This is a genomic window from Undibacterium sp. FW305-107, assembly GCF_058788535.1.
Map to the genome: position 1 here is coordinate 469,033 of NZ_JBYTAV010000002.1, position 22,925 is coordinate 491,957.

Annotated in this window: 22 protein-coding genes; 9 read left to right on the forward strand and 13 right to left on the reverse strand. The window is 49.9% G+C overall.

Features of this window, described 5'->3' with window-relative positions; genetic code table 11:
• Positions 1-54: 54 nt before the first annotated feature.
• The 6 genes from AC3WQT_RS06190 to AC3WQT_RS06215 all read right to left on the reverse strand — a co-directional run bounded on the left by AC3WQT_RS06190 (position 55) and on the right by AC3WQT_RS06215 (position 5,421).
• Positions 55-537: a cache domain-containing protein gene (locus AC3WQT_RS06190; protein WP_492702914.1), complete on the reverse strand. Its 483-nt coding sequence runs from the start codon at positions 535-537 to the stop codon at positions 55-57.
• 386 nt (positions 538-923) lie between these two features.
• Positions 924-2,234: an MFS transporter gene (locus tag AC3WQT_RS06195; RefSeq protein ID WP_492702915.1), complete on the reverse strand. Its 1,311-nt coding sequence runs from the start codon at positions 2,232-2,234 to the stop codon at positions 924-926.
• Between the two features lie 16 nt (positions 2,235-2,250).
• Positions 2,251-3,294, reverse strand: coding sequence for a MerR family transcriptional regulator (locus AC3WQT_RS06200; RefSeq protein WP_492702916.1), 1,044 nt, complete (start codon positions 3,292-3,294; stop codon positions 2,251-2,253).
• An 82-nt stretch (positions 3,295-3,376) separates the two neighbouring features.
• A complete protein-coding gene (locus AC3WQT_RS06205; protein WP_492702917.1) occupies positions 3,377-3,805 on the reverse strand; it encodes a DoxX family protein in 429 nt (142 codons plus the stop codon).
• Positions 3,806-3,956: 151 nt separating this feature from the next.
• The gene (hslO, locus tag AC3WQT_RS06210; protein ID WP_492702918.1) at positions 3,957-4,883 is read right to left on the reverse strand and encodes an Hsp33 family molecular chaperone HslO; all 927 of its coding nucleotides are present in this window, start codon (positions 4,881-4,883) and stop codon (positions 3,957-3,959) included.
• Between the two features lie 13 nt (positions 4,884-4,896).
• Positions 4,897-5,421, reverse strand: coding sequence for a gamma carbonic anhydrase family protein (locus AC3WQT_RS06215; RefSeq protein ID WP_492702919.1), 525 nt, complete (start codon positions 5,419-5,421; stop codon positions 4,897-4,899).
• A 239-nt stretch (positions 5,422-5,660) separates the two neighbouring features.
• Here AC3WQT_RS06215 and AC3WQT_RS06220 point away from each other — a divergent pair, with 239 nt between their 5' ends.
• Positions 5,661-6,464 (forward strand): ferritin-like domain-containing protein, encoded by an 804-nt coding sequence (locus AC3WQT_RS06220; RefSeq protein WP_492702920.1) that lies wholly within the window; start codon positions 5,661-5,663, stop codon positions 6,462-6,464.
• A gap of 14 nt (positions 6,465-6,478) precedes the next feature.
• On the opposite strand, the gene AC3WQT_RS06225 is transcribed toward AC3WQT_RS06220, so the two are convergent.
• Together AC3WQT_RS06225 and AC3WQT_RS06230 are read right to left on the reverse strand one after the other, a co-directional pair.
• Positions 6,479-7,099 (reverse strand): GIN domain-containing protein, encoded by a 621-nt coding sequence (locus tag AC3WQT_RS06225; protein ID WP_492702921.1) that lies wholly within the window; start codon positions 7,097-7,099, stop codon positions 6,479-6,481.
• Between the two features lie 107 nt (positions 7,100-7,206).
• Entirely contained in the window at positions 7,207-7,740 is a 534-nt protein-coding gene (locus tag AC3WQT_RS06230) for a GNAT family N-acetyltransferase (RefSeq protein ID WP_492702922.1), read from the reverse strand.
• A gap of 210 nt (positions 7,741-7,950) precedes the next feature.
• On the opposite strand from AC3WQT_RS06230, the gene AC3WQT_RS06235 reads away from it, so the two are divergent.
• On the forward strand, positions 7,951-8,505 hold the full coding sequence (locus tag AC3WQT_RS06235) for a flagella assembly protein FlgT middle domain-containing protein (protein ID WP_492702923.1): 555 nt from the start codon (positions 7,951-7,953) through the stop codon (positions 8,503-8,505).
• A 23-nt stretch (positions 8,506-8,528) separates the two neighbouring features.
• On the opposite strand, the gene AC3WQT_RS06240 is transcribed toward AC3WQT_RS06235, so the two are convergent.
• Complete coding sequence (locus tag AC3WQT_RS06240; protein ID WP_492702924.1) at positions 8,529-10,244, reverse strand: acetate--CoA ligase; 1,716 nt, start codon at positions 10,242-10,244, stop codon at positions 8,529-8,531.
• Between the two features lie 145 nt (positions 10,245-10,389).
• Here AC3WQT_RS06240 and AC3WQT_RS06245 point away from each other — a divergent pair, with 145 nt between their 5' ends.
• From AC3WQT_RS06245 to AC3WQT_RS06270, 6 genes are all read left to right on the forward strand, one after another.
• Positions 10,390-11,283 carry an alpha/beta fold hydrolase gene (locus AC3WQT_RS06245; protein ID WP_492702925.1) on the forward strand — a complete coding sequence of 298 codons (894 nt, stop codon included), beginning with the start codon at positions 10,390-10,392 and terminating at the stop codon, positions 11,281-11,283.
• A gap of 98 nt (positions 11,284-11,381) precedes the next feature.
• Complete coding sequence (locus AC3WQT_RS06250; protein ID WP_492702926.1) at positions 11,382-12,635, forward strand: cystathionine gamma-synthase family protein; 1,254 nt, start codon at positions 11,382-11,384, stop codon at positions 12,633-12,635.
• Between the two features lie 117 nt (positions 12,636-12,752).
• Positions 12,753-15,251, forward strand: a complete 2,499-nt coding sequence (locus AC3WQT_RS06255) for an ABC transporter permease (RefSeq protein WP_492702927.1) — start codon at positions 12,753-12,755, stop codon at positions 15,249-15,251.
• A gap of 40 nt (positions 15,252-15,291) precedes the next feature.
• Positions 15,292-15,924, forward strand: coding sequence for a glutathione transferase (gene yfcF / locus AC3WQT_RS06260; protein ID WP_492702928.1), 633 nt, complete (start codon positions 15,292-15,294; stop codon positions 15,922-15,924).
• A 34-nt stretch (positions 15,925-15,958) separates the two neighbouring features.
• The gene (locus AC3WQT_RS06265; protein ID WP_492702929.1) at positions 15,959-16,372 is read left to right on the forward strand and encodes a group II truncated hemoglobin; all 414 of its coding nucleotides are present in this window, start codon (positions 15,959-15,961) and stop codon (positions 16,370-16,372) included.
• 50 nt (positions 16,373-16,422) lie between these two features.
• The gene (locus AC3WQT_RS06270) at positions 16,423-17,892 is read left to right on the forward strand and encodes a DNA recombination protein RmuC (protein WP_492702930.1); all 1,470 of its coding nucleotides are present in this window, start codon (positions 16,423-16,425) and stop codon (positions 17,890-17,892) included.
• A 16-nt stretch (positions 17,893-17,908) separates the two neighbouring features.
• Here the strand turns inward: AC3WQT_RS06270 and soxR are convergent, their stop codons facing one another.
• Positions 17,909-18,379 (reverse strand): redox-sensitive transcriptional activator SoxR, encoded by a 471-nt coding sequence (soxR, locus tag AC3WQT_RS06275; RefSeq protein ID WP_492702931.1) that lies wholly within the window; start codon positions 18,377-18,379, stop codon positions 17,909-17,911.
• Between the two features lie 91 nt (positions 18,380-18,470).
• On the opposite strand from soxR, the gene AC3WQT_RS06280 reads away from it, so the two are divergent.
• Complete coding sequence (locus tag AC3WQT_RS06280; RefSeq protein ID WP_492702932.1) at positions 18,471-19,541, forward strand: questin oxidase family protein; 1,071 nt, start codon at positions 18,471-18,473, stop codon at positions 19,539-19,541.
• On the opposite strand, the gene AC3WQT_RS06285 is transcribed toward AC3WQT_RS06280, so the two are convergent.
• From AC3WQT_RS06285 to AC3WQT_RS06295, 3 genes are read right to left on the reverse strand one after another with little or no spacing between them, the layout of a single operon-like run.
• Positions 19,517-21,169, reverse strand: coding sequence for an EAL domain-containing protein (locus AC3WQT_RS06285; protein ID WP_492702933.1), 1,653 nt, complete (start codon positions 21,167-21,169; stop codon positions 19,517-19,519). The genes AC3WQT_RS06280 and AC3WQT_RS06285 overlap by 25 nt on opposite strands.
• An 11-nt stretch (positions 21,170-21,180) precedes the next feature.
• On the reverse strand, positions 21,181-21,612 hold the full coding sequence (locus tag AC3WQT_RS06290; RefSeq protein ID WP_492702934.1) for a hypothetical protein: 432 nt from the start codon (positions 21,610-21,612) through the stop codon (positions 21,181-21,183).
• Positions 21,613-21,618: 6 nt separating this feature from the next.
• Positions 21,619-22,827 (reverse strand): hypothetical protein, encoded by a 1,209-nt coding sequence (locus AC3WQT_RS06295; RefSeq protein ID WP_492702935.1) that lies wholly within the window; start codon positions 22,825-22,827, stop codon positions 21,619-21,621.
• Positions 22,828-22,925 lie beyond the last annotated feature (98 nt).

Below are 22,925 nucleotides of genomic sequence, written 5' to 3' on the forward strand. Positions count from 1 at the left end.
TGTCTCGTTGGTGCGCCGCTATGTCAGCCAAATATCAGCCAAGCCGCCTTAATCTTAATAGTATACCCCTGTTCCCAGACAGAAATCTTGTCCTGGAACTCTTTCAACATAGCCTCTTTTCTTTTCCAGGTCTTTGGTGACAGGGTTGGGCCAGCGATAATTTACCCATCCTTTGCCATTGGAAAAACATTTTTCCACCATCTCCTTGATCAGCAATACACCATCCTGGTCACGCATGTCGAGCATGACTTTGCCAACGATCTTGGGATTTTTGCCATGCACAGACTGATAGCCTTTCTGGTCCAGCGTGTACAGATAAAGATCACCCTTTTTATTGATCTCACTGACAGAGTTGAAAGGGCTGTCCAGTCTGTTGAATTCGATAATGGCTTTCTCCACACCATGTATTTTGATGTATTCCTGGGCTTTTTGTATCAGGGCCAGAGCCTCGGCTTCTGTGCTTCTGTTTACTGCAGCCACCTGGAAAGAAACGCTGACAAGCAATCCCAGAGTCAAAGCGTAGCAAGTTCTTTTCATGCTGCTCCCCATATCTTGAAATAGTAAAGTGTATAGCCAGGACATGCAAAGCTTGGCTCGTTGATTCAATTCAAGATTTTGTATGATAGGGCGAAAGCTGGCAAAGATAAGTCAAATGAAAATTAATTGTTGTTCAAATTAACTCGATTTAACAATAAAATTGTTGTTTTCTGGAAAGCACAGACGGACTTTAATGGATAGTCATGAACCAGCAGAATCTCTTGCATTCTGCCAGTTATGACAACAGGGATTACATGGAGTTTGTCAGGGAATATGCTGGCGGTAGCATTTTGATATTGCCCTGGGTATGAATGAGATCCATGCAGAAGTGACTCAGGCTTTAGTGCGGCAGATTTTGTCAGCCTGAGTCAGTTTCTGGTTGGCACTTATGCAGTGGTGCGCTTGTCCGTCACTCTGGAGATAGGACTGATTTGCGTGGCCGTGACGACGATCAATATCAACAGGCTGCCACTGCCCATGAATAATTGAGGAATAGTGATGCCGCGCAGCAGCCAGCCTGTAAATGCCGCCGAGACTGGCCCTATGCCCATGAAGATAAACATGAACATGCTCATGGCACGGCCTATCATATTTGGTGGTACCTGTTTTTGCACCCAGGTAAATACTGCCACATGTAAAAAACCACCCAGTATGCCTACGCTTAACAATATGCCCGCACCTTGCCAGCTGGCGCTGATCAGGCCCATGGGGATAAACAATATACCCACAATAAAATCGACCAGCAAAATAGTGCGTCCCAGATTGCCAAAACGCAGATTGGGTTTCATGCCTGCCAAAGCCATACCTAATAGCGTGCCTGCACCGTGTGAACCAGCCAGCAAGCCCAGTGCGCTGGCACTATTGCTGAGCTGATTTGCCATGACCGGCAAGGCAATCTGTATCGGCCCCATGATGAAGAAGGCGATCGCTGCCCAATAGATGAAGCAACTGCGCAATTGTTTCTCATTCCAGCAATAACGCAAACCTTCTGTCAGTGATTGCAGCAATGCTGGTTTTTGTCCGATGGGAGCGAGGCCAGTGGGCGCAGGCATGTCAATCATCCTGACCTTGCTCAGTGTCCAGGCAGAAAATGCGTAGGTGAAGCAATCAAAGAAGAAAGCCGCTGCCAATCCTTGTGCATCGTTGACCATGCCTTGCTCATGTGTACCGAACAAGGCAATCAGCAAGCCTGCCAGTACAGGGCCAATGAACATAGTCAACTGGCGCACGCCCAGCATGGTGCCATTCGCAGATTGCAACTGGGCTGGTGCGACTACACGTGGCAACATGGATGTGCCTGAAGGTATGCTGAAGGCGGTAGAGATACCCAGACCGAGGGCCAGGACATACACCATCCATAATTCCAGCTTGCCGTAAAAAATCAGTGCACTCAATATACCCAGCAGCAGCGTATTGATATACTTGGTTTGCATCATTACTGTCTTGGGTGAATAGCGGTCAACCACTGCACCTCCCAGCAATATCAACAATGCGCGTGGCACACTGATCAGTGCGAGCACGATACCCAGTATTAAAGTGTCGCCGGTCATCTTCAGCACCAGCCAGGGCAGGGCAATTAAAGTGAATTGATCACCCAGCATGGAGATGGCGCCGCCGCCTATCATCCACAGGAAATTACTGTCCTTGAACATACCCTTGGGCTTGCTGTCGGCTGTATTCTTGTTTATTTCGTTCATACTGTTTCCTTAAATTCTATTTCATTTCAAGGTAATTCTTTTCGAGAATTGCCATTCCCTGGCGAGCGTATGCAATGATGGATGGCGTCAATCCGCCTCCTATGCTTAGCTCTGGCTCTTTTTCATGGATGCTCCTGACCTTGAGCATGGTAGGCAGATGGTTACCCCAGGCATCCATAAACAGGGCGCGCCACTTGATTAAAATGGCTTGCACGTCAGGGTGTTCAGGTGGCAGGTTCAGGGCCATTTTTTGCCTTACCTCAGAAAAGATCCGTGTCCAGGATTCGGCATTTTTAAAAAAGGAGTGACGAAAATACTTCAGCTCTTCTTCACTCAGATGTTTTCTGTAAATGTCGTACCTGACCTCTACTGATGCCTGGGTGATGAAATCCATCATTTCATCATCCACACCGCTTAATGACTGCAGTGAAGGTTCTTTTCTGTGCATCAAAGTGAATTTGCTGAGTAATCTGGGATCAGGCATGATCTGGCTCATGGCTAGCACCCATTCCCTGGCCAATTGCTTGGCCGCAGGATCAAGCGGCGAGGTTTTTTGATCCAACAAGCTCCTGGCTGCCTGGATAAGGGGCGACATATGCGTTTCAAGCTTGCTTTTTGCCTGTAGCTCTAGTTCACGCATATGCAAAATTTCATCACGGCTGAAGTACTTGCCTATCAAACTCATCATTTCCAGTGTCGAAAGCCAATATTCCAGATTGGGTTCGCTTTTAGCTTTCAACACGTCAGACAATTGTTGCAGTCTGTCGCGTAACTCCATGCTCTGGGCAATTTGCTGATCCAGGCCAGAAATCTGCTCATCTATGATGCAGTGCAAGTCGCCACTGGCACCATTGATGACATCGCCCACTTCCGCCAGTGACAAGTCCAGGCGGCGCAGGGCTTGAATGTGATGCAGGCGCTTGATATCCGACCTGTCGTAGAGGCGATACCCTGCCTCTGAGCGGGCAGATGGCTTGAGCAAGCCAATTTTGTCGTAGTGATGTAGTGTGCGTATGGTCAGGCCAGTACGGCTGGCCAGTTCACCGATTTTCAATAACATACCTGATCTCCTTCAATGAGGGAGACTATAAAGCCTCACCTAATGTCAGGGTCAAAGGTTTTTTGAAAATATTTTTATTGCCCTATTTATTTGTTTTTTTATCTCGTTGCGGCCAATATGCCCACATGACGCCTAGCAAACTGGTCAGCAGGATAAATCCCCACTCCATGCCACCTTGACCCGGGCCAACGACATACCAACCGTATTGGGCATGGACATGGATCAATCCAAAGCAAATAACGACGATATGCCCTATGCAGGCAGGCACGACCAGGCGATTGGTAAGCAGAGCCAGGCTGCTGGCAGTTTGTACCAGCAATACCAGCCATGCCAGGGCAGTGCCAAAGGGATAACCAAGTTCAGTCAGGAAATCACCAAAGCGCGGGATATTTGCCATATGGGTGTAGCCATGCAGAGGATGCATCAAAATAATCAATGCGACACCTATGCGTACGATATCCATACCTCGATGCAGGTTTGCTGGATTTGTTTTATACCATTGCTGAATCATGGAAAGTCTCCTGAAAAATGAGCTTTCAACAATGGCAGAAAATAAAAGTTGTAATTGACTTATGTGATCAAGTCGTCTTGCAGAGTGATGAATTCAAGGCCGATTTTAGAGGGAATGGGTCCGGCAACAGTGGTCGCCAGACCGGTGGAAATCAATGCTTGATTTCTGGTGCTTTCAATGTGCCTTCTGTCAGTGTATTTGCAACGAATAACTGCGCGCAATCGACCTTGTCGAAGCCATAGTGCTTGCCACAGAAATCACAATTGATATCCAGCGTACCCAGGTCAGCAATGGCTGACTGTATTTCTTCTTCACCCAGCATTCTCAGCATGTCACCGACTTTTTCACGCGTGCAGTTGCATTGGAATTGCGGGTGCAAAGGGTCGAATACGCGTATGGTTTCTTCCCAAAACAGACGGTGCAAAAGTATGTCTATGCCTGTGCTTAGTAATTCAGGGCGCTTGAGGGTATCACCCAGCATGACGGCGTGGTTCCAGGCTTCGGTTTCATCTTCCACCTGCGCTTCAGTACCACCAGTTTTAGGCAGTTTTTGCAGCAGCATGCCGCGCGCGACCTGATCGTCAGCTGCCAGCCACAGCTTGGTATCAAGCTGCTCAGAGCGTTGCATATAGTTTTCTATGACAGTCGCGATACTGTCGCCATCCAGCGGCACGATGCCCTGGTAAGCCTGCTGACCTGGCAATTTATTGTTCGGGTCCAGAGTGATCACAAAACGACCTTTGCCGTGGGAATGGATCAGGTCAGTCAGGCTGGCATCATCGGCAATATTGGCATGCTCACTGAGTTTGGCAGTGGCGCGCATTTTCAGTTCGGCATCGCATTCAACCACCAGCAGCTTGACCGGGCCATCGCCATGGATTTGCATGATCATGGTGCCATCAAACTTCAGGTTGGCGGACAGCAGTGCAGATGCGGCCATCAACTCGCCCAATATGGTTTGTACGGCAGCCGGATAAGTCTTGCGGGCCAGGGTTTGTTGCCAGGTGTGGATCAGTTCGACCATTTCGCCGCGTACACCGGCGTGTTCGAACATGAATTTTTGTAGGGTATCAGTCATTATTATCGCTAAATCAGTCTATGCGTTTCAGTTGTGTTTTAAAGGCTTGCCCGCGTTTTACGTAAGTGTCGGCATTGCGCTGCAGGCCGGCAATATCTGCTTCGCCCAGTGTTCTGACTACTTTGGCAGGCGAGCCTATGATGAGGGAGTTGTCAGGGAATTCCTTGCCTTCGGTGACCAGTGCGCCAGCACCAACCAGACAGTTCTTACCTATCTTTGCGCCGTTTAGCACAACGGCCTGTATGCCTATCAATGAGCCATCACCAACGGTGCAGCCATGCAACATGGCCTGATGGCCGACAGTGACATGTTTGCCTATCACCATGGGATAGCCAGGATCCGTATGTAAAATGCTGCCTTCCTGTACATTGCTGTTTTCACTGATGGTAATCAATTCATTGTCACCGCGTACGGTGACATCAAACCAGATGCTGGCATTGGCTTCTATTTTGACTTTGCCTATGATGTTGGCACTGTCGGCAATATAGGCAGAGGCATCTATTTCTGGGACTAGGTCACCGAATTGGTAAATGGGCATGATTGTTCCGTAAAATGGCGCATTATTAGCTAAGAACCTGCTTACGATCTGTAGCGAGCGAACGTGATCGGGGCTCATGTGCTGCTCAAAATGCTCATGTACTATAGAGTACATTCCGCTTTTTGCGCTGCGTTTTATGTTGCCTGACCCCGCTGACGCTCGCTCGCTACAGATCGTAAACTGGTTCTAAAGCAGTATTGTAAACCCCAGCGGACTTACTTGCCTTGCTTCACATGTATATGAAAGATAAAGTTATTAATGAGTTAAGAGCATGCGCATTGGCAGCAGTACTGGAACCAGATCCTCAACGTAAATGTGAGGCTATCCATGCAATTCTCAAGGAGTCCTTGCTCGATGTTGCTACAGTTTTTACTGAGCCTGAAGGTATACCTGGGCGTTTAAGCAAGCCTGAGCTGGTGCCGCCGGGCAAGGTGGGGCGGCGTACCATGAATACGATAGAGGGCCGGGCGGTGCTGATTCATGCACTGGCGCACATAGAGTTGAATGCAGTCAATCTGGCAGCAGACATCATCTGGCGTTTTGCTGGCATGCCTGCGCAGTTTTACCTGGACTGGTTGAAAGTGGTCAAGGAAGAGGCTTATCACTTTCAATTGCTGGTCGGACATTTACATACCCAGGGTTTTGCTTATGGAGACTTCCCCGCGCATAACAGCATGTGGGAAATGGCAGAGAAAACCAAGGGTGATCTATTAGCTCGCCTTGCGCTGGTGCCACGCACGCTGGAAGCACGCGGCCTGGATGCGACGCCTGCCGTCATGGCCAAGCTGGCGCAGGCGGGTGATCAGGCTGCTGCCAATATTCTGGCGATTATCCTGCATGATGAAATTGGCCATGTCGCCATCGGCAATTTTTGGTACAAGAAATTGTGTGCAGAGCAGGGCTTGGATATCATTTCGACATATGCCGAGATGACTCGCAAATACAAGGCCCCGCCTGTGCGGGGACCTTTTAACCTGGAGGGCAGGAGAGCTGCAGGGTTTGATGAAGATGAACTGCGTGCCCTGCAGGATGCAGCAAGCTGAACTGTTTATATTGTTTAGTCGCCAGCACGCACCGAGCCTATGCCATCCACAGACTTGCTGACGTTGCGTGGGCGGCCATAATAAGTCAGGCTGCCTATGCCTTGTACTGATGCATTCAGGCTCTCGCGGGCATTGACGGATACCGAACCTATGCCTTCTATGCGTACATCCACTTGCTCGGCAATCAGGTCCTTGGTTTCTACCAAGCCTACACCCTCGGCCCGCAGGGTAAATGATTTGACCTTGCCATTCGCGACCAGCATGCCTGCACCTTCATAATACAAGGCAAAGTGCGGGCCAGAGAGATTATTCAATACGGTTTTGCCTGCGCCTTCCATCTTGAACCGACTCATCTCAGGGATGCTGATGATGACCTGAGAGTTGTCACTGACCTTGATGGAATTCTTTTCTTTGTATGAAATGACCAGTTCATCGCCGATGACTTCAGTAATGACATTATTGACAAACCTTTCATTGCCCTTGACTTGTACAGACTGGGGTTTGCCAACTTCCACCACCAGGCTGAATGCGCTACGGGTCTTGATGGTCTTGAAGGCGGGCAGGTTACGGGTTTGCTCATCAGCAAAAGCGGTAGAACTGAGCAGCAGGGCAGCTATCAACAAGATGTGGCGCATGGTTTTCTCCAATGGTTGGTGTTTGCATTGGTGTCAGTATTGCCAATTTTGTCCTTGCCCGCCCCCGCTTTGCGATGAACTGCAAAATACTGGGGATGAGCCGCAATTCAGGCTGGGCGCACCGCGTTCAGTTTTTCATAGTGCAGCATATCCAGCCATACACCATTGCGAAAGACCGAGGTATGCGAGTGGCCATATTCTGTAAAGCCGCATTTGCGCATAATGGCTTGGGATGGCAGGTTGTCGATAATGACGGTCGCTTCAATCCGGTTCAGTTTGAGTTCTTCAAATGCCTGGCTGACTACGGCATTGACTGCTGCTGTCGCATAGCCATGCCCACCATGGCGCTGGCTGAAGCGGTAGCCCAGAAACGCTTTATGGTATTGATCTTGTTCAACGCCGCGCAGGGTGATACGCCCGACAACTTCATTTTCTAGCCAGGCCAGGTAGTGGTATTCACGATTGGCATTGGCCAGATATTGGGCTTGTTCCAGACTGGAACGTACTTCTGGCAGGCAATAAAAGTCATTGCCGCGGCTGGCTATCCATTCTTCAAAATGGTCGCGATTTTCCTGTTCAAATGCGAGTACGGCAGCGGCATCGTCGGATTTGACTAACGTAATGATCAGAGATGAACTCATGGATATGATTCGTCAAGGCTGGTTGGTGAATGAAGGATTGTAATGGATGCTTAAAGTTGTTGCTGTTACTGTCGTAATCAAGATAAACCACTTGCATTGAAGAATGTTATGACAGCACGCATAAGATCAATCGGCTCAATCAGCTCAATGGTAAACCGGATCGCGTTAATTTTACTCGGCGCATTCTTTTCTGCGCACTCCATCGCACAAATGACCGATCCCGGTTTGCCGCCTAATTTGCCACCCAATAAGGCCCTGGTATTGACAGGCTTTGCCGTCAGTAAGCCCGTGCAGGTACAGGATATTGATGATGCGGCCCAGGGTTTTCCCAAAGCGATTGCCCGCAGGCTCGTGCGTGAGCGGCAAGTGCAGGTGCGCACCTCGCCTGATCTATTATCGTTTGACTGGCAGCAGGATCAGCCACCAGTGAATCTTTTGCAGCAACTGGGGCAAACTTATGCCAGTCGCTACATCGTCTCGGGTGAGATACGCAATGCAGGTACCAAAATAGATACCAACCTTTTTGGTCTGACGCAAAAAAGAACCCGTGCCATAGAACTGGATGTGCGTATCTACGATGCACGTACTGGTCAACTGCTGGCGCAGCAGGAATTTTCAAATACCGTTGTGGGAAATGTAAGTGTAGGGCGTGAACATGTTTTCGATGGTGCTGCGTTCAATAGCACACTGTATGGCAAGACCATCAGTGAGATGCTGGACCAGGTTGCCAACCTGGTCAGTGCCACGGTGATGGCGCAGCACTGAGCGGGTTTGAATTGTAGTCTGAATTATTTTGCTGCGCGCTCTTCTTCACGCAGCCGTAATATGCGCCGCTGTATTTTGCCTGTGGTGGTCATAGGCAAGGCGTCGATAAATTCTATCTCCTTCGGATATTCATAGGGGGCGAGTTTGCCGCGCACATGATCTTGCAATTCCTTGATCAGGGCACCATCACCCTGAAACCCCTGGCTTAACACCACATACGCCTTAACCAGGTTGCCGCGTTCTTTGTCAGGTTTTGGCACGACAGCGACGTTTGCCACTGCTGCGTGCTTGACCAGGCAATTCTCGATTTCTGAGGGGCCTATGCGGTAACCTGCAGCCTTGAACATATCATCTGCGCGACCTTGATACCACAGGTAGCCATCGGCGTCGCGGGTAGCCAGATCGCCAGTCCTGCACCAGTCGCCAGTAAATTTATTGCGGGTTGCCGTATCGTTTTTCCAGTAACCAAGAAAGAATACTGGGTCAAGATGGCCGTAGGCATCATAGCGGCTCATGGCAACTTCGCCAATTTCACCATCTGCCACTTCCTTGCCATCGTCATCAATGATGGCAACCTTGTGCCCAGGATAAGGCCGCCCCATGCTGCCGGGTTTGGCGGGCCAAAATTGATTGCTATTGCCGACGATATAGTTCATTTCAGTCTGGCCAAACATTTCATTCGGTGTGATGTGCAGGGCTTTTTCACACCAGTTGAAGACCGCATCACCGACAGCTTCACCCGCAGTCATGACGGCGCGCAGGGCGAGCTTGTATTTTTTCCTGGGCTTGGGTTCAGCCTTCATCATCATTTTCAAGGCTGTGGGAAACAGGAAGGTATTCGTGACCCGGTATTTTTCCAGCAAGTAGTAGGCAGTCTCTGCAGTAAAACGCCCCTGGTAGCCAACGATGGGTTTGCCAAAATACAGGGTGGGCAATAAGGCATCCATCAAGCCGCCAGTCCAGGCCCAGTCAGCTGGTGACCAGAATACATCTTCGTCTTGCGGGAACCAGTTTTGCGATGCCACAAAACCAGTCAGATTACCGATAATGGCAGAATGCGGCAGCAGCGCACCTTTGGGGGCACCCGTAGTGCCACTGGTGTAAATCAGGATGGCCGGGTCGCTGGAGCGGGTGTCGGCAATGCTGGCGGTGACAGGCATGTTGGGTACATGTGTTTCCCAGTCTATGCAAGGCGGCATGTCGTTACTGGTGTCACAATCCACGGTAATCACGGTTTTCAGGTCGGGACAGCGGCTGCGTATTTCTTCAAATGCCTTTATCCCACTGCCATCCAGAACGATGGCGATGGACTGGCTGTGTTGCAACCGGTATTCCAGCGCCTCTGGCCCGAATAAAAAAGACAGGGGCATCACGATGGCACCGATTTGCAGGCAAGCCATGATGGTAATGGCGGTTTCTGGCCTTTGTGGCAAGATGCAGGCGATGACGTCACCACGCTGTATGCCTTCCTGCAAGAACAGATTGGCAAGCTGATTGGCTTGTTCATGCAATTGCAGATAAGTCAGGCGGCGACTATTGCCTTCGCTGTCTTCATACAGGATGGCAGTTTTCTTTGCATGCTTGTGCTTTGTTGCCCAACGGTGACAGCAGGCTTCTGCGATATTGAAATTGCTGGGTACATCCCACCTGAATTCGTGGTAGAGCTGCTCATAGTGATCAACATGGTCAACTTTTGTATCGTTTTTTGTCTTGTTTTTGAGTTTGTTCAACTGCTTCATCCTGTCTCCGTTATAATAATCGAACGGTCGTGCTATTGTGTGGTTGTGCTGCAAGTGCCCTGAGGCATTAGTATCATGCTACTTGATAATGCGCTTTGCAGGCTGGCGTTTGCCTGTATTTCCAGATGAAAAATATTAAATTCTTATGAATCCTCTATTCAAGCCCTCACGCACATCTTTTCTTGATATCCGCGGCCTGCAATACCATGTGCGCAGTTGGGGGCGGGAAGATGCGCCCAAGATCATCATGCTGCATGGCTGGATGGATGTGTCTGCGTCTTTCCAGTTTGTCGTCGATTGCCTGAAGCAGGACTGGCAAGTGCTTGCGCCTGACTGGCGTGGTTTTGGATTGACTGAATCGCCTAATGTCGATACTTACTGGTTCCCGGATTACCTCGGTGACCTCGATGCGCTGTTAAGACATATTTCGCCGGATGAGCCTGTGAACCTGCTGGGGCATAGCATGGGCGCGAATGTCGCTGGTTTGTATGCAGGCGTGCGACCAGAGCGTGTGCGCAAATTCATTAATCTTGAAGGCTTTGGTATGCCGGTGACGCATCCCAAACAGGCGCCTGGCCGCTACAGGAAATGGCTGGATGAGCTGGAAAACCAGGCTGGCCTGCGCACTTATGCTTCGCAGGCAGAAGTAGCCGCCCGTTTGCAGAAAACCAATCCTCGCCTGTCGGACGAAAGAGCGGCATTTCTTTCTGCTCATTGGGCCAAGGAAACCAGCACCGGTTGCTGGGAGATTTTGGGTGACCCTGCCCACAAGCAAACCAGTCCACTCTTGTACAGAGTGGAAGAGGTCATGGCCTGCTGGCAAAAAATTACTGCCCCAGTATTGTGGATGGAGGCAGATGACACCAATGTCTGGCATTGGATGGGCCCTAAAGAAGAAGCACGTCTCGAAATAGACAGGCGCCTGGAGCATATACCGCAGCTACAAAAAGAGATGATCCTGGATGCCGGGCACATGCTGCACCATGACCAGCCAGAGAAATTGGCAGCATTGATAGAGGCTTTCTTGCTGAAGGACTGATTTAGCGGGCCTTGCTGCCCTGGTACAAGAATGGAAAAGCGAGTTCTGGGTTAAACTCCCAGAACTCGCTTTTTATTTTCTATTCATATCCCAGCACTATGAGCACGACACCTCAATCACCCAAATACGGTTTTACTACCACCATCCTGCATAACGACAGACAAAAAGAAATAGAGCATGGTTCTGTCCATAAGCCCATCCATACGTCAGTTATGTATGGTTACAGCGATGCGCGTGATCTAGCGGCAGTGTTCCAGAATAAACAATCTGGCTACCGTTATGGCCGCCAGGGTAATCCTACGGTCTCTGCGCTGGAAGAAAAAATCAGCAAGATGGAAGGCGGAATTGCCACCATCGCATTTGCGACTGGCATGGCGGCCATAGGTGCAGTGTTCCAGGCATTATTGCGCCAGGGTGACCATGTAGTGTCTTCCTCATTCTTGTTTGGTAATACCAATAGCCTTTGGCAAACCGTGGGTGGACAGGGTGTCGATGTATCACTGGTAGATGCCACGGATGTAAGCCATGTCGCGGCAGCACTGACACCAGCGACACGCATGGTGTTTGTCGAGACTATCGCCAATCCACGCACGCAAATCGCTGATCTGAAAAAAATAGGTGAGTTGTGCCGTGAAAAAGGCATCCTGTTTGTGGTCGATAACACCATGACTTCGCCTTATCTGTTCCAGCCCAAAGTTGTACATGCAGGCCTGGTGATCAATTCGCTGACTAAATCCATCGCCGGACATGGCAATGTACTGGGTGGTGCCTTGACGGATACTGGTTTGTTTGACTGGAGCGCATTTCCAAATATTGCCGCCAACTTCCGCAAACAGCCTGCGCAAATGCAGGGCCTGGCACAAATCAGGGCCAAGGCCTTGCGTGACTTTGGTGCCTCGCTTTCACCAGATGCAGCACACCAGGTTGCAGTCGGCGCAGAAACCATTGCCTTGCGCATGGACAGGGAATGTGCCAACGCCCTGGCGCTTGCAAAAATGCTGGCTACCGACCCGCGTGTGGCAGCGGTACATTATCCAGGCTTGCCAGATCATCCACAGCATGTCCTGGCGACGGAGTTGTTTGCTGCCTATGGTGCCTTGTTCAGCTTTGAGTTAAAACCCGAGATTGATTGCTTTGATTACCTGAACCGTCTGAAGCTGGCGATCAATGCAACGCATCTTGGTGATACCCGCACTCTTGTTATTCCGGTTGCACACACCATTTTCTTTGAGATGGGGGCAGAACGCCGTGCCGAGATGGAGATAGCGGATTCCTTGATACGCGTTTCTGTCGGTATAGAAGATACCCAGGATTTGCTGGATGATTTTGCGAATGCGCTGGTATCTGAGTAAAAAGATAACGCAAGTTTGAACTAAAGACCGATTTGCAGCACTACTGTATGTTGGTACAAGTGGTGCTGCGTTTTGCATGTGCTTCGATTATTTTATTTCTGTAATGGCAAGGTAACTATGTTCAAACTCTCTCTCAGTATGACGATGCGTGACTGGCGTGCTGGTGAGCTGCGCTTTTTACTGATTGCCTTGATGATCGCCGTGGCCTCCCTGGCCTCGGTCGGTTTTTTTACGGACAGGATGCGCAGCGGCCTCAACCGCGATGCGCATCAGTTACTGGGTGCTGACTTGCTGGTCGCTGCTGACCAGCCCATCAAGCCAGAATGGCGACAAGAAGCAGAAAAACGCGGTTTCAGGACGGCAGAAACAGTAGTCTTCCCAAGTATGGCATTGGCGGGCGAGGGGGATGAGGCGATATCCCGCCTCGTCTCTTTAAAAGCCGTGAGTGCAGATTACCCCTTACGTGGCAAGTTGAAGCTGAACAAGGGTGAAACAGAAGTCGCTACTGATGTCGTCCCGCAATCTGGCACAGTCTGGGTAGATCCGGCTTTGCTATCGGCCCTGAATTTGAATGTAGGTCAAAAAATCAAACTGGGTGAGCTGCAACTGACGGTGACCCAGACCATAGGTACAGAGCCTGACCGTGGCGCAGGTTTCATGAATTTTGCGCCACGTGCCATGATATCGCTGACGGATATACCTGCCAGTAAACTGATACAAAATGGTTCGCGAGTAACTTATCGTTTACTGATGGCTGGCGATTCTAAGCTTATCGCTGCTTATCAAAAAGAATTGCAGGGCAAGATAGAAAGCGAAAAACTTAAAGGAATACGACTCGAATCGCTGGAATCAGGTCGCCCGGAAATGCGCGCTACGCTGGACAGGGCAGATCAGTTCCTGTCGCTGGTAAGCCTGTTGTCAGCCATGCTGGCCGCAGTTGCGATTGCCATGGCAGCGCGACGCTTCATGCTGCGCCATCTGGATGCCTGCGCCATGTTGCGCTGCCTGGGGCTGACCCAAAACCAGGTCATGTCCATGTATTTGATCGAATTCCTGATCCTGGGTTTGCTGGGCAGCATCGCAGGCGTGGTTTTGGGTTATGCAGGCCATTATGTCCTGCTCGAATGGTTGGGCAAACTGGTCGCCAAGGATTTACCAGATGCGAATTTCTTGCCTGCAGTGCAGGGCATCGCCACAGGTTTATTACTGCTGGTAGGTTTTGCCTTGCCACCGATTTTGCAATTGCGTAATGTGCCGCATAACCGCGTCATACGACGTGAACAGGATGCGCCCAAAGCCATGACGCTGGTGACGTATGCCTGCGGCCTCGGCATGTTCGTGGCTTTGTTACTGTGGCAAACGGCGGATATCAAACTGGGCTTGATGACTGCGGCTGGGTTTTTGCTTGGTTTGCTGGTGTTCGCTCTGGTGGCATGGCTGGGCATGTTTTCTCTCAAGCGCATGCGTACTTTATTTGCGCATTCTGCTTGGCGTTTCGCTATTACTGCTCTGCAAAGGCGGCCTGGTGCGACTATTGTACAAGTCGTCTCCCTTGCCCTTGGTTTGATGGCCTTGTTGTTGTTAACTGTCGTGCGTGGTGACCTGATCACTGCGTGGAAAAAAGCCACTCCGGCAGATGCACCAAATCAGTTTGTCATCAATATACAGCCAGATCAAAAAGCAGATATTGCCAAACAACTCGATGCCTTTGGTAAACCCCTGCTTTATCCAATGATACGCGGGCGTTTGATTGCCTTGAATGACAAGCAGATTACTGGCGACACCTATATGGAAGACCAGGCCAAGCGCATGGTGGATCGCGAATTCAATCTGTCTACCATGCCCGACATGCCTGCGCTGAACAAGATCACTGCCGGTCGCTGGTATGACGATAGTAAGGCCACAGAGGCTGAGGCTTCGGTGGAAGAGGGCATAGCCAAAACCCTGAAGCTGAAGCTGGGTGACAAGATGACTTTTGATGTCGCAGGTCAGCAGGTGACATCGACCATCACCAGCCTGCGCAAGCTCGACTGGGGTTCGATGCGGGTGAATTTCTTCGTCATCATCAACCCAAAAGCCATGGTGGATATGCCGCAGACCTGGATCACGGCCTTCCGTTTGCCTGAAACAGATAAAACGTTCGTCAACCGCTTCATGCGTGATTTCCCTAACCTGACGGTGGTCGACGTTGGCGCCATGATCAAGCAAATGCAGGACGTGCTGGACCAGGTGATTACGGCAGTAGAATTCCTGTTCCTGTTCACACTGGCTTCCGGTGTGCTGGTGTTGTACGCAGCGCTGGCTGGCTCGCAGGATGTCCGCATGCGTGAGGCTGCGCTCTTGCGTGCCCTGGGTGCAACCCGCAAGCAACTCTCACAGGCGCAGTGGATAGAATTCTTGCTGATAGGTGGCTTGTCTGGTGTATTGGCAGCTTCTGGCGCATCTGCCATAGGCTGGGCACTGGCACGCTTCAGTTTCAATTTTGAATGGACTTTCTCGCCCTTGGTCTGGCTGGCAGGCTTGTTTGTTGGTGCTACTTGCGCCGTGGTGGGCGGCTGGCTGGGTTTGCGCAATGTCTTGAATCAGCCACCTCTGCAAAGTCTGCGCGAGGCTTGATAGAAGTGCGCTCAATTAAAATAATTTAAAAGGATTTATCTTGCAAAAACAAGACATCAAACTTTATGTAGATTCACAATTTACCAGCCCTTATGCGATGTCGGTGTTCGTCACGCTACATGAAAAGGGCCTGAACTTTGATTTGCTGACAGTAGATCTGGAAGCCGATGCCCAGCATGCGCCAGATTATGCCGCCACGTCGCTGACGCAGCGCGTACCTACCCTGGTGCATAATGGTTTTGCCTTGTCCGAATCGTCAGCGATTACCGAGTATCTGGAAGAAGTATTTCCACAGCAAGCAGTTTATCCCAAAGACACGCAAGCCCGTGCCAGGGCAAGGCAAGTGCAAGCCTGGATACGCAGCGCCCTGATGCCTATACGGGTAGAGCGCAATACCCAGGTCATCTTCTATGGCAAGAAGCTGGAACCCTTATCAGATGAAGCTAAGGCAGCAGCAGCGCAATTGTTCCTGGTTGGCGAATCATTGATACCAGATAGTGCTGAAAACCTCTTTGGTAACTGGACAGTTGCTGATCTTGATCTTGCCTTGATGATTAACCGCCTGGCCTTTCATGGCGATCAGGTGCCTGAGAAATTAGCCAGGTTTGCAGCTTATCAATGGCAAAGACCTGCAGTGCAATTATGGGTGCATCAGACAAGGCCCGCACTCTGAATGGTTTTAAGAACGGTTTTAAATTAGCGATCACATGAATACTGAAGTTGAAAATAATGAAGAAGCCCAGGTCAATTTATATGAATTGCTGGGTGGTGCAGAAAAACTGCGCGAGATGGTTGACCGTTTTTATGACTTGATGGAGCTGGAGCCAGAATTTGCCGGCATACGCGCACTGCATCCCGCTCCCATGGATGGATCACGTGACAAGCTATTCTGGTTCTTGTCTGGCTGGATGGGCGGCCCCAATCTGTATATAGAACAGTTTGGTCACCCGCGCCTGCGTGCGCGTCATCTGCCGTATGCCATCGCCAGTAGCGAACGTGATCAATGGCTGCGCTGCATGGCCTGGGCCATGCAGGATGTCGGCGTCAGTGAAGATTTGCAGCAGCATTTGATGCAATCGTTTTATCAGACGGCTGACTGGATGCGTAACCGCCCTGGCTGAGTTTCCAAGCTTCGCAATTTGAAATCCCTTTTTCACCTGAATATTTTTCTATGAGCCTGTTTGAGGTACTGATACTTTTGCTGGCTGTGCTGGCCGTGATCTTGAATATTGTGCTTCTGCTGCGCAAGACTGATAATCAAGACGTGGACGGCATACTCGCCATACAGGAACAACTGCGCCAGACTCAGCAGCAGTCGCAAATGACGCAAGAGCGCAGTGAGCGGGCATTAAGAGAGCAGGTGCAATTGACAGCCCAGACTGGCCGCCAGGAACTGTCTGGCAGCTTTGGCCAGTTGCAACAAAACCTGGCTGCCCAGTTGACCAGTGTGGCAACGCTGCAAAATAACCAGATCGATGCGTTCTCGCAGCAACTGGTGAAGCTCAATGAAACCAATGCACAGCAACTGGAGCAATTCAGGCAGGCTTTCATTTTGCAAGGACAGGTCGCCCGTGACGAACAGGGTCAAAGCCTGAAGCGTTTTGGTGACAGCCTGAATCAAACTCTGTTGGCGCTGACGGAGTCAAATGCCCAGCGCATGAATGAAATACGGGCAACGCTGGAGCAAAAAATACAGCAATTGCAGGCCGACAATGCAGGCAAGCTAGAAGAAATGCGCAAGACTGTCGATGAAAAACTGCATGCCACGCTGGAGCAGCGCCTTGGAGAATCATTCAAGCTGGTCTCTGACCGTCTCGAAAAAGTCCATCAGGGCCTGGGTGAGATGCAACAGCTTGCGATAGGTGTTGGTGACCTCAAGCGCGTGCTGACGAATGTGAAAACCCGTGGTACTTGGGGTGAAGTGCAACTGGAAATGGTGCTGGAACAAATGCTGACGCCAGACCAGTATGCCAAGAATGTAGAAACCATACCCGGCTCAGGTGAGCGGGTGGAATTCGCCATCAAGCTGCCAGGCAAGGAAGAAAACAGGGCGCCAGTATGGATGCCCATTGATGCGAAATTCCCCAAGGAACAATATGAGCGCCTGATCGATGCCGCAGAACGTGCCGATGCCGAAGGGGTTGCGCAGGCGGGCAAAGAGCTGGAGAGGGCGATACGCCTGGAGGCTAAAACCATTTCCGAGAAATACCTGTCACCGCCACTGACGACAGATTTCGCCATTCTGTTCCTGCCGACTGAGGGCCTGTATGCCGAAGTCATGCGCAGGCCGGGTCTGGCTGATGAATTACAGCGCACTTGCCGTGTCTCCATCTCTGGTCCTTCGACTTTGTCGGCTTTGCTGAACAGCCTACAAATGGGCTTCCGCAGTCTGGTACTGGAGCAGCGCTCATCGGAAGTCTGGCAGGTGCTGGGCGCAGTCAAGACAGAGTTTGGAAAATTTGCGGATGTATTGACCGCTACCAAAATCGCGCTCGAAAAAGCTGCAAAAAATATCGATCAGGCAGAAGTCAGGACGCGGCAAATGACACGCAAACTAAAAAGTGTAGAAGCTTTGCCTGCAGATACTGCGCAAAGCCTGCTGGGTACCAGTATCGACGCCAGTGACGCAGATGTTGAATAATTAAACTGCGGCTTGATCAAACCAAGTCGGAAGATTTATCACCCATCAGATAACGCGGCCCTGTACCTCTGGTATTGGCAATGTCTTGCGGATTGTATAGCGCACAGGATTTGAGCGACAGGCAGCCGCAACCTATGCATGAACTTAACTGGTCACGCAAGGCTGTCAATGCCCTGATGCGTTCTTCTATCAGGGAGTGCCACGATTTTGACAGCCTCTCCCAATCCTGTTTTGTCGGCGTTCGCTGGCCGGGCAGGCTGGCAAGGGAGTTTTCTATTTCTTCCAGTGTCAGCCCTGCAGTTTGCGCAGCCCTGATAAATGCAACACGACGTAATACTTCCCGTGGAAATTGGCGTCGCTGCGCCGGACTGCGTACGCTCGTTATCAAACCCCGGCTTTCGTAAAAACGCAAAGCGCTTGCCGCGATGCCTGATCGTTTGGCAAGTTCACCTATGCTGATCAGGTTTGTATTGTTTGCATCAGTCATCGTTTCTCTCCCGGGCATGAAAAAAGTGTTTGACTTCAAGTTAACTTGAACTTGCATACTATAACAAATTCAAAACCAATGGAGAGTGCAAATGACGGCTTCAACAACAGCGATGTGCAGCAATGTGGTTCTTAAAGACTTGCTGGACAAGAACAGGGAGTTTGCCCTGAATGGCAAGGGAACCACCAATCACTGCCCCATGGCTTTATGCGCACTGGCTGGCATGGGGGCGAGTGACAGACGTTTACAGGAATTCTTTACGCATTGGCGCGATACATATGCTTTACCAGCCTTGCCTGCATTGCTTCTTGATGAGACGATCCGGTACGAAAATTTTCAGGCTTATCTGGGTAAGAGAGAATATTTTGCAGACTTGCAATCCTGTTTTATCAGCCGTATCGCTGAACGTGGGGTAAAAGAAGTCATCAACCAGATTTTTGCCCTCGTCCCATTTGCTCCTGCGACTACTGCATTCCATGCCCTGATACGACTCGCCCATGGCCTGCAAGCTGAGCATGCTGGGGAAATTGCTGCCGGGTTGGCAGCATTGGTGGCCACCAATTTTGACATCAAAATCAATATGTCAGGGCGGCAGCCAGCAAGTTCGGTTGCAGCAGGTTTTCAAAGCTTGTCACAAAACATGAGAGGGAAAGTATATCCGGGCAGGATGATCGTTGAAAAAATGCGCTTAGTTGTCAATGACGAACAATTTCTCGATAGTTTGCCAGGCATGCCTGTCGCAAAGAGTTTGCTGGATGAGTTGGCGCTCTGGGCTATTTCGGCTTATGGGCAAACCAGGGATTTTACGATTTTGCATATCGTCACGGGTGTCAACGCCGTGCGGCATATATTGCCTTATCTTGAACCAGCGACTGTTGCCTGCAGATTGCAGGATTTATGGATAGCGCTATGCGCTGCCTACGTCTCGGTGGGTGCGCCAGCCATGATTGATGCTGTTATTTATGAAAGCCGCATGCGGGAAAAATACAGGCAACTCTGTTCATGGTCGGATTTGTTTGCCAGGGCAATAGAGAGTGATGATGACCATGTCATCAAGCTGACCTATGCATGCGCTTTGGAAATCAGTTTGCGGCCAAATCTCCTTTACCAGATGGTAGTCATGGAAATGCTGGATGCTCAAATGGAATCTGTTGTCTGCTGATTTTTACTTTCATCAATGTGTACTACACGATAAGCATTTTTGCCACTGCGCTTGACTTCATACATGGCAGCATCTGCCTGTCTGAGCAAGTTATTGGCATCGAATTCATTCGGGCCAGTATAGCTGATACCAATGCTGGCACCGATTTGCACAGACAGGCTTTCATTGATGACGATGGGTTGACTGGCCAGCGTAATGATTTTTTGTGCAATCTCTTCTGCTTTTTCAAGATGCGTCAGATCCTTTAAGAGAATGATGAATTCATCACCACCCAACCGGGCGATAAAATCTGATCTTCTTACTGTGTTACTGACCAGCACGGAAAAATGTATGAGTACCTGGTCGCCAACAGTATGACCATGGCTGTCATTGACTTGCTTGAATTTATCCAGGTCTATCATGAGCAGGAAGAAACCCTGTGCGTTGCCGCTGGCATACTCTTTGGACAGGCGACTGATTTCTTTTTCAAATCCCAGACGGTTATTAATCCCGGTTAAGTGATCTGTAACGGCAAGCTGGTTTGCGCTTTCTTCCTGGGATTTGCGCTCGGTAATATCATTTACCAGTCCTTGCAAGATACCATCTTCTGCCGGGCTGATGACGAGGTTGATCCATTTCTTGTGGCTCGAGCTTGCCAGCTGTATGTAAAAGTCATCAGACATGATCCTGGCTTCATTGATTGCTGCATCTATCATCAGATGCAGGCGCAGTTCCTGCCCTTCCAATAATGATGTCAATGCGTTGGCAATAATGGCTTTGCCGCCATGGTCATCAAGGCTGAACATGCGTAAAAAGGCTGGATTATAAGAAAGTAATTCTCCAGAAAAATTGAGCTGGAAGATGCCGGTTTCAGCATTTTCAAAAATAGTCTGGAATTTTTTCTCGCCGATGGCATGCTGGATACGCAATGTCCGCTCTTCATTGAGTGTCTTGAGCAGGCTGGCGACCAGGGTGTTGACGTCACGTACCAGTTGGCCGATTTCATCTTTCTCGTTGCCGTCTGGCAGACCCAGTTTGTCACCGGATTCAGGTGCCAGCGTATGCAGTCTGTCCGAGATGTTTTTGATGGGACGGGTAATCATGGTCAGCACGACATAGACCACAGCCGAAGCCATTGCCAGCGCTTGCAATAGCAACAGGTAGACGATGAAGCGCGCTTTGGCAGTACTCTGATCCCTGATGAAATCTACATTAGGGTCCAGGTGAATTTCACACACTTTTTCTTTGGGATTAAATGGTGAGTAAACTTCATGCACCAGTTGATTGGATTTACTGATGCCGGGCAGGATGGTAAGTGCAGATTGATCGCTAACTTTGGCAGTTTTTTTGTCTGCTTCAGCAAGGACTTTGCCTTCCGAGAATATTTGCACCCGGCTGATGTCACCATTCTTCAATAAGCCGCGTGCCAGCTCTGCTGCCAGATTCTGGTCCAGTACAAAGCAGGCTATGCTGGCTGTATTTTCCACCGTACTTAAAGAGGCCAGCATGCGTTGGCGTGCCTGCTCTTGCTCGGATTGTGCCGAGAAGTGATAGCTGAGCAATGCGAAGAATATACCTACGAGCAGAGCGATACCAAGCACAATGAATGCGCTACGATAGACGATGCTGGTACGTAGTAGTCTTAACATGCAGGGATCACTTACTGTGTAGGGTCGTAGATCATTCTTACCCGTTTATCCAGTTTCTTGCGCTCTATGTAACCAATTGCTGCCTTGTTGCTGCTGACTATATCAAGTACCTCATCCACAGATTCTACCTGCATGGGCGGAGAACCCTGGCCAGAAAACATCAGTCTGGCCCAATACGAATTAATTTCAGGCAAATTTTTATTGACCAGTAATGCATAAAATTTCGCCTTCTCTGTATTTGCCGCTGTCAGATCCAGCGGCATGGCGTTCATGCCGGATGCCAGTTTGCGATTTCTTCCCATGTACAGATTAATGACTTCATCCTTGCTTAGTTTTTCTATTCCACTTTGCGGATTGGCAATCACCACCAGGTCTGCCTGCGCAGCCTGACAACAGCCCCAGAAGCTGAGATACAAGAGAAGGTGGCATACGGCTTTCATCATTTTCTCTTAAAAGATGAAATTGTAGGCAACACTGATCAGCCTGGCCTTGCCATTCCATCCAGGCTGATTATTCCGGACCAAAAAATAGTCGTCGGTTTTTATATCGTCAACTTGCAATTTCACATTGCTTTTCTCAGTCAGGTCATAGCGTACACCTACAGAAAAAGTAGTCTGGCGATTGTATTGATTATTGATCGCGTCGTTGAAAGCGGCTGTCAGCATATCCAGATCAGGGCTGAGTCCTGCCGGTAATCGACTCGCTGTATTTTTATTCACCGGCCTGGATGCCGAGTAGGTGAAATAGGGGGTCCATTGATCTATACGATAACCCACGGTCAGATACGCAGCTCTGTTGGTAGGGAAGAGCAGGGATTCTGAACTGAGTTGATTGAGCATCAGTTGTGCCTGTAAAGGCCCCTGGTCATAGGCTATGCCAGCCGACAAATAGGTGAATTTTTTATCGGTCAGGGATAAGTCATTTGCCAGCCCTGCTGCACTGGGAACAAATGCGTTCAGGTAAGGTGAACGCAGACTATCCAGCAGTGTTTGCAAAGGTGGAAATTCATTTTTGAATTTGAGTTCGCTATAACCCAGGCGATATATCCAGTTTGAAGTCTGGTATTCAATATGACCACCAAGCAGGCGTGAGCGGTTCAGGGATAAAAATTCATCCGGGCTGCCTGTCGAAGTTTTTTCTCTGGCCACACCCGCAAAAATTTTCGCCCGCAATAGGCCGGTGCCCAGTGGTTTGGAAACCACCATGTCTGCGCCATCGAAGTAGGAAATGATCAGGCTGCCAAAGAAGTCGATGGGTGGCCTGACCCATTGGTAGGTATAGCCTACATTGCGGGAATCAGCCAGAAGGTAAACATCAAATCCCAAGCGGCCTGCACGCAATTGCAGATTGTCATTGGGTAGATAACGAGCATATGCCCAGGTGATTTCTGGTTGAAATTTATTTGCTGAGCGACGGCTGACGACTTGCAAAGCTGCGTCGATATTGTCATTGATGTTTTTGTTGACCTGGATACCGAAATTGGAATCCGTGCCAAAATCAGTTTGTCTGGTAAAACCGACACCATCATTTTGTGTCAGGTCACGGACTATATCGACATTGCGGGTGTTACTGTGCACAACACCAAGTGTGCCAAAACCACTGATGGTAAATGGCTTGCTGTCATCTGCCGCATATACCTGTGTTGCCAGGGCAAGCATGCTGATGCATAGAATGAAATGTGAAAACCTGCTTGACATAGAACCTCACTGCCACGGCAAAGCGCTACACGATCAAAGGCAAGCTATTTTGTGCAATG

Excerpts from the sequence above, each read along its gene's own strand:
- AC3WQT_RS06190 (WP_492702914.1), bottom strand. The coding sequence starts at position 537 with ATGAAAAGAACTTGCTACGCTTTGACTCTGGGATTGCTTGTCAGCGTT.
- AC3WQT_RS06195 (WP_492702915.1), bottom strand. The coding sequence starts at position 2,234 with ATGAACGAAATAAACAAGAATACAGCCGACAGCAAGCCCAAGGGTATG.
- AC3WQT_RS06200 (WP_492702916.1), bottom strand. The coding sequence starts at position 3,294 with ATGTTATTGAAAATCGGTGAACTGGCCAGCCGTACTGGCCTGACCATA.
- AC3WQT_RS06205 (WP_492702917.1), bottom strand. The coding sequence starts at position 3,805 with ATGATTCAGCAATGGTATAAAACAAATCCAGCAAACCTGCATCGAGGT.
- hslO (WP_492702918.1), bottom strand. The coding sequence starts at position 4,883 with ATGACTGATACCCTACAAAAATTCATGTTCGAACACGCCGGTGTACGC.
- AC3WQT_RS06215 (WP_492702919.1), bottom strand. The coding sequence starts at position 5,421 with ATGCCCATTTACCAATTCGGTGACCTAGTCCCAGAAATAGATGCCTCT.
- AC3WQT_RS06220 (WP_492702920.1), top strand. The coding sequence starts at position 5,661 with ATGAAAGATAAAGTTATTAATGAGTTAAGAGCATGCGCATTGGCAGCA.
- AC3WQT_RS06225 (WP_492702921.1), bottom strand. The coding sequence starts at position 7,099 with ATGCGCCACATCTTGTTGATAGCTGCCCTGCTGCTCAGTTCTACCGCT.
- AC3WQT_RS06230 (WP_492702922.1), bottom strand. The coding sequence starts at position 7,740 with ATGAGTTCATCTCTGATCATTACGTTAGTCAAATCCGACGATGCCGCT.
- AC3WQT_RS06235 (WP_492702923.1), top strand. The coding sequence starts at position 7,951 with ATGACCGATCCCGGTTTGCCGCCTAATTTGCCACCCAATAAGGCCCTG.
- AC3WQT_RS06240 (WP_492702924.1), bottom strand. The coding sequence starts at position 10,244 with ATGAAGCAGTTGAACAAACTCAAAAACAAGACAAAAAACGATACAAAA.
- AC3WQT_RS06245 (WP_492702925.1), top strand. The coding sequence starts at position 10,390 with ATGAATCCTCTATTCAAGCCCTCACGCACATCTTTTCTTGATATCCGC.
- AC3WQT_RS06250 (WP_492702926.1), top strand. The coding sequence starts at position 11,382 with ATGAGCACGACACCTCAATCACCCAAATACGGTTTTACTACCACCATC.
- AC3WQT_RS06255 (WP_492702927.1), top strand. The coding sequence starts at position 12,753 with ATGTTCAAACTCTCTCTCAGTATGACGATGCGTGACTGGCGTGCTGGT.
- AC3WQT_RS06265 (WP_492702929.1), top strand. The coding sequence starts at position 15,959 with ATGAATACTGAAGTTGAAAATAATGAAGAAGCCCAGGTCAATTTATAT.
- AC3WQT_RS06270 (WP_492702930.1), top strand. The coding sequence starts at position 16,423 with ATGAGCCTGTTTGAGGTACTGATACTTTTGCTGGCTGTGCTGGCCGTG.
- soxR (WP_492702931.1), bottom strand. The coding sequence starts at position 18,379 with ATGACTGATGCAAACAATACAAACCTGATCAGCATAGGTGAACTTGCC.
- AC3WQT_RS06280 (WP_492702932.1), top strand. The coding sequence starts at position 18,471 with ATGACGGCTTCAACAACAGCGATGTGCAGCAATGTGGTTCTTAAAGAC.
- AC3WQT_RS06285 (WP_492702933.1), bottom strand. The coding sequence starts at position 21,169 with ATGTTAAGACTACTACGTACCAGCATCGTCTATCGTAGCGCATTCATT.
- AC3WQT_RS06290 (WP_492702934.1), bottom strand. The coding sequence starts at position 21,612 with ATGATGAAAGCCGTATGCCACCTTCTCTTGTATCTCAGCTTCTGGGGC.
- AC3WQT_RS06295 (WP_492702935.1), bottom strand. The coding sequence starts at position 22,827 with ATGCTTGCCCTGGCAACACAGGTATATGCGGCAGATGACAGCAAGCCA.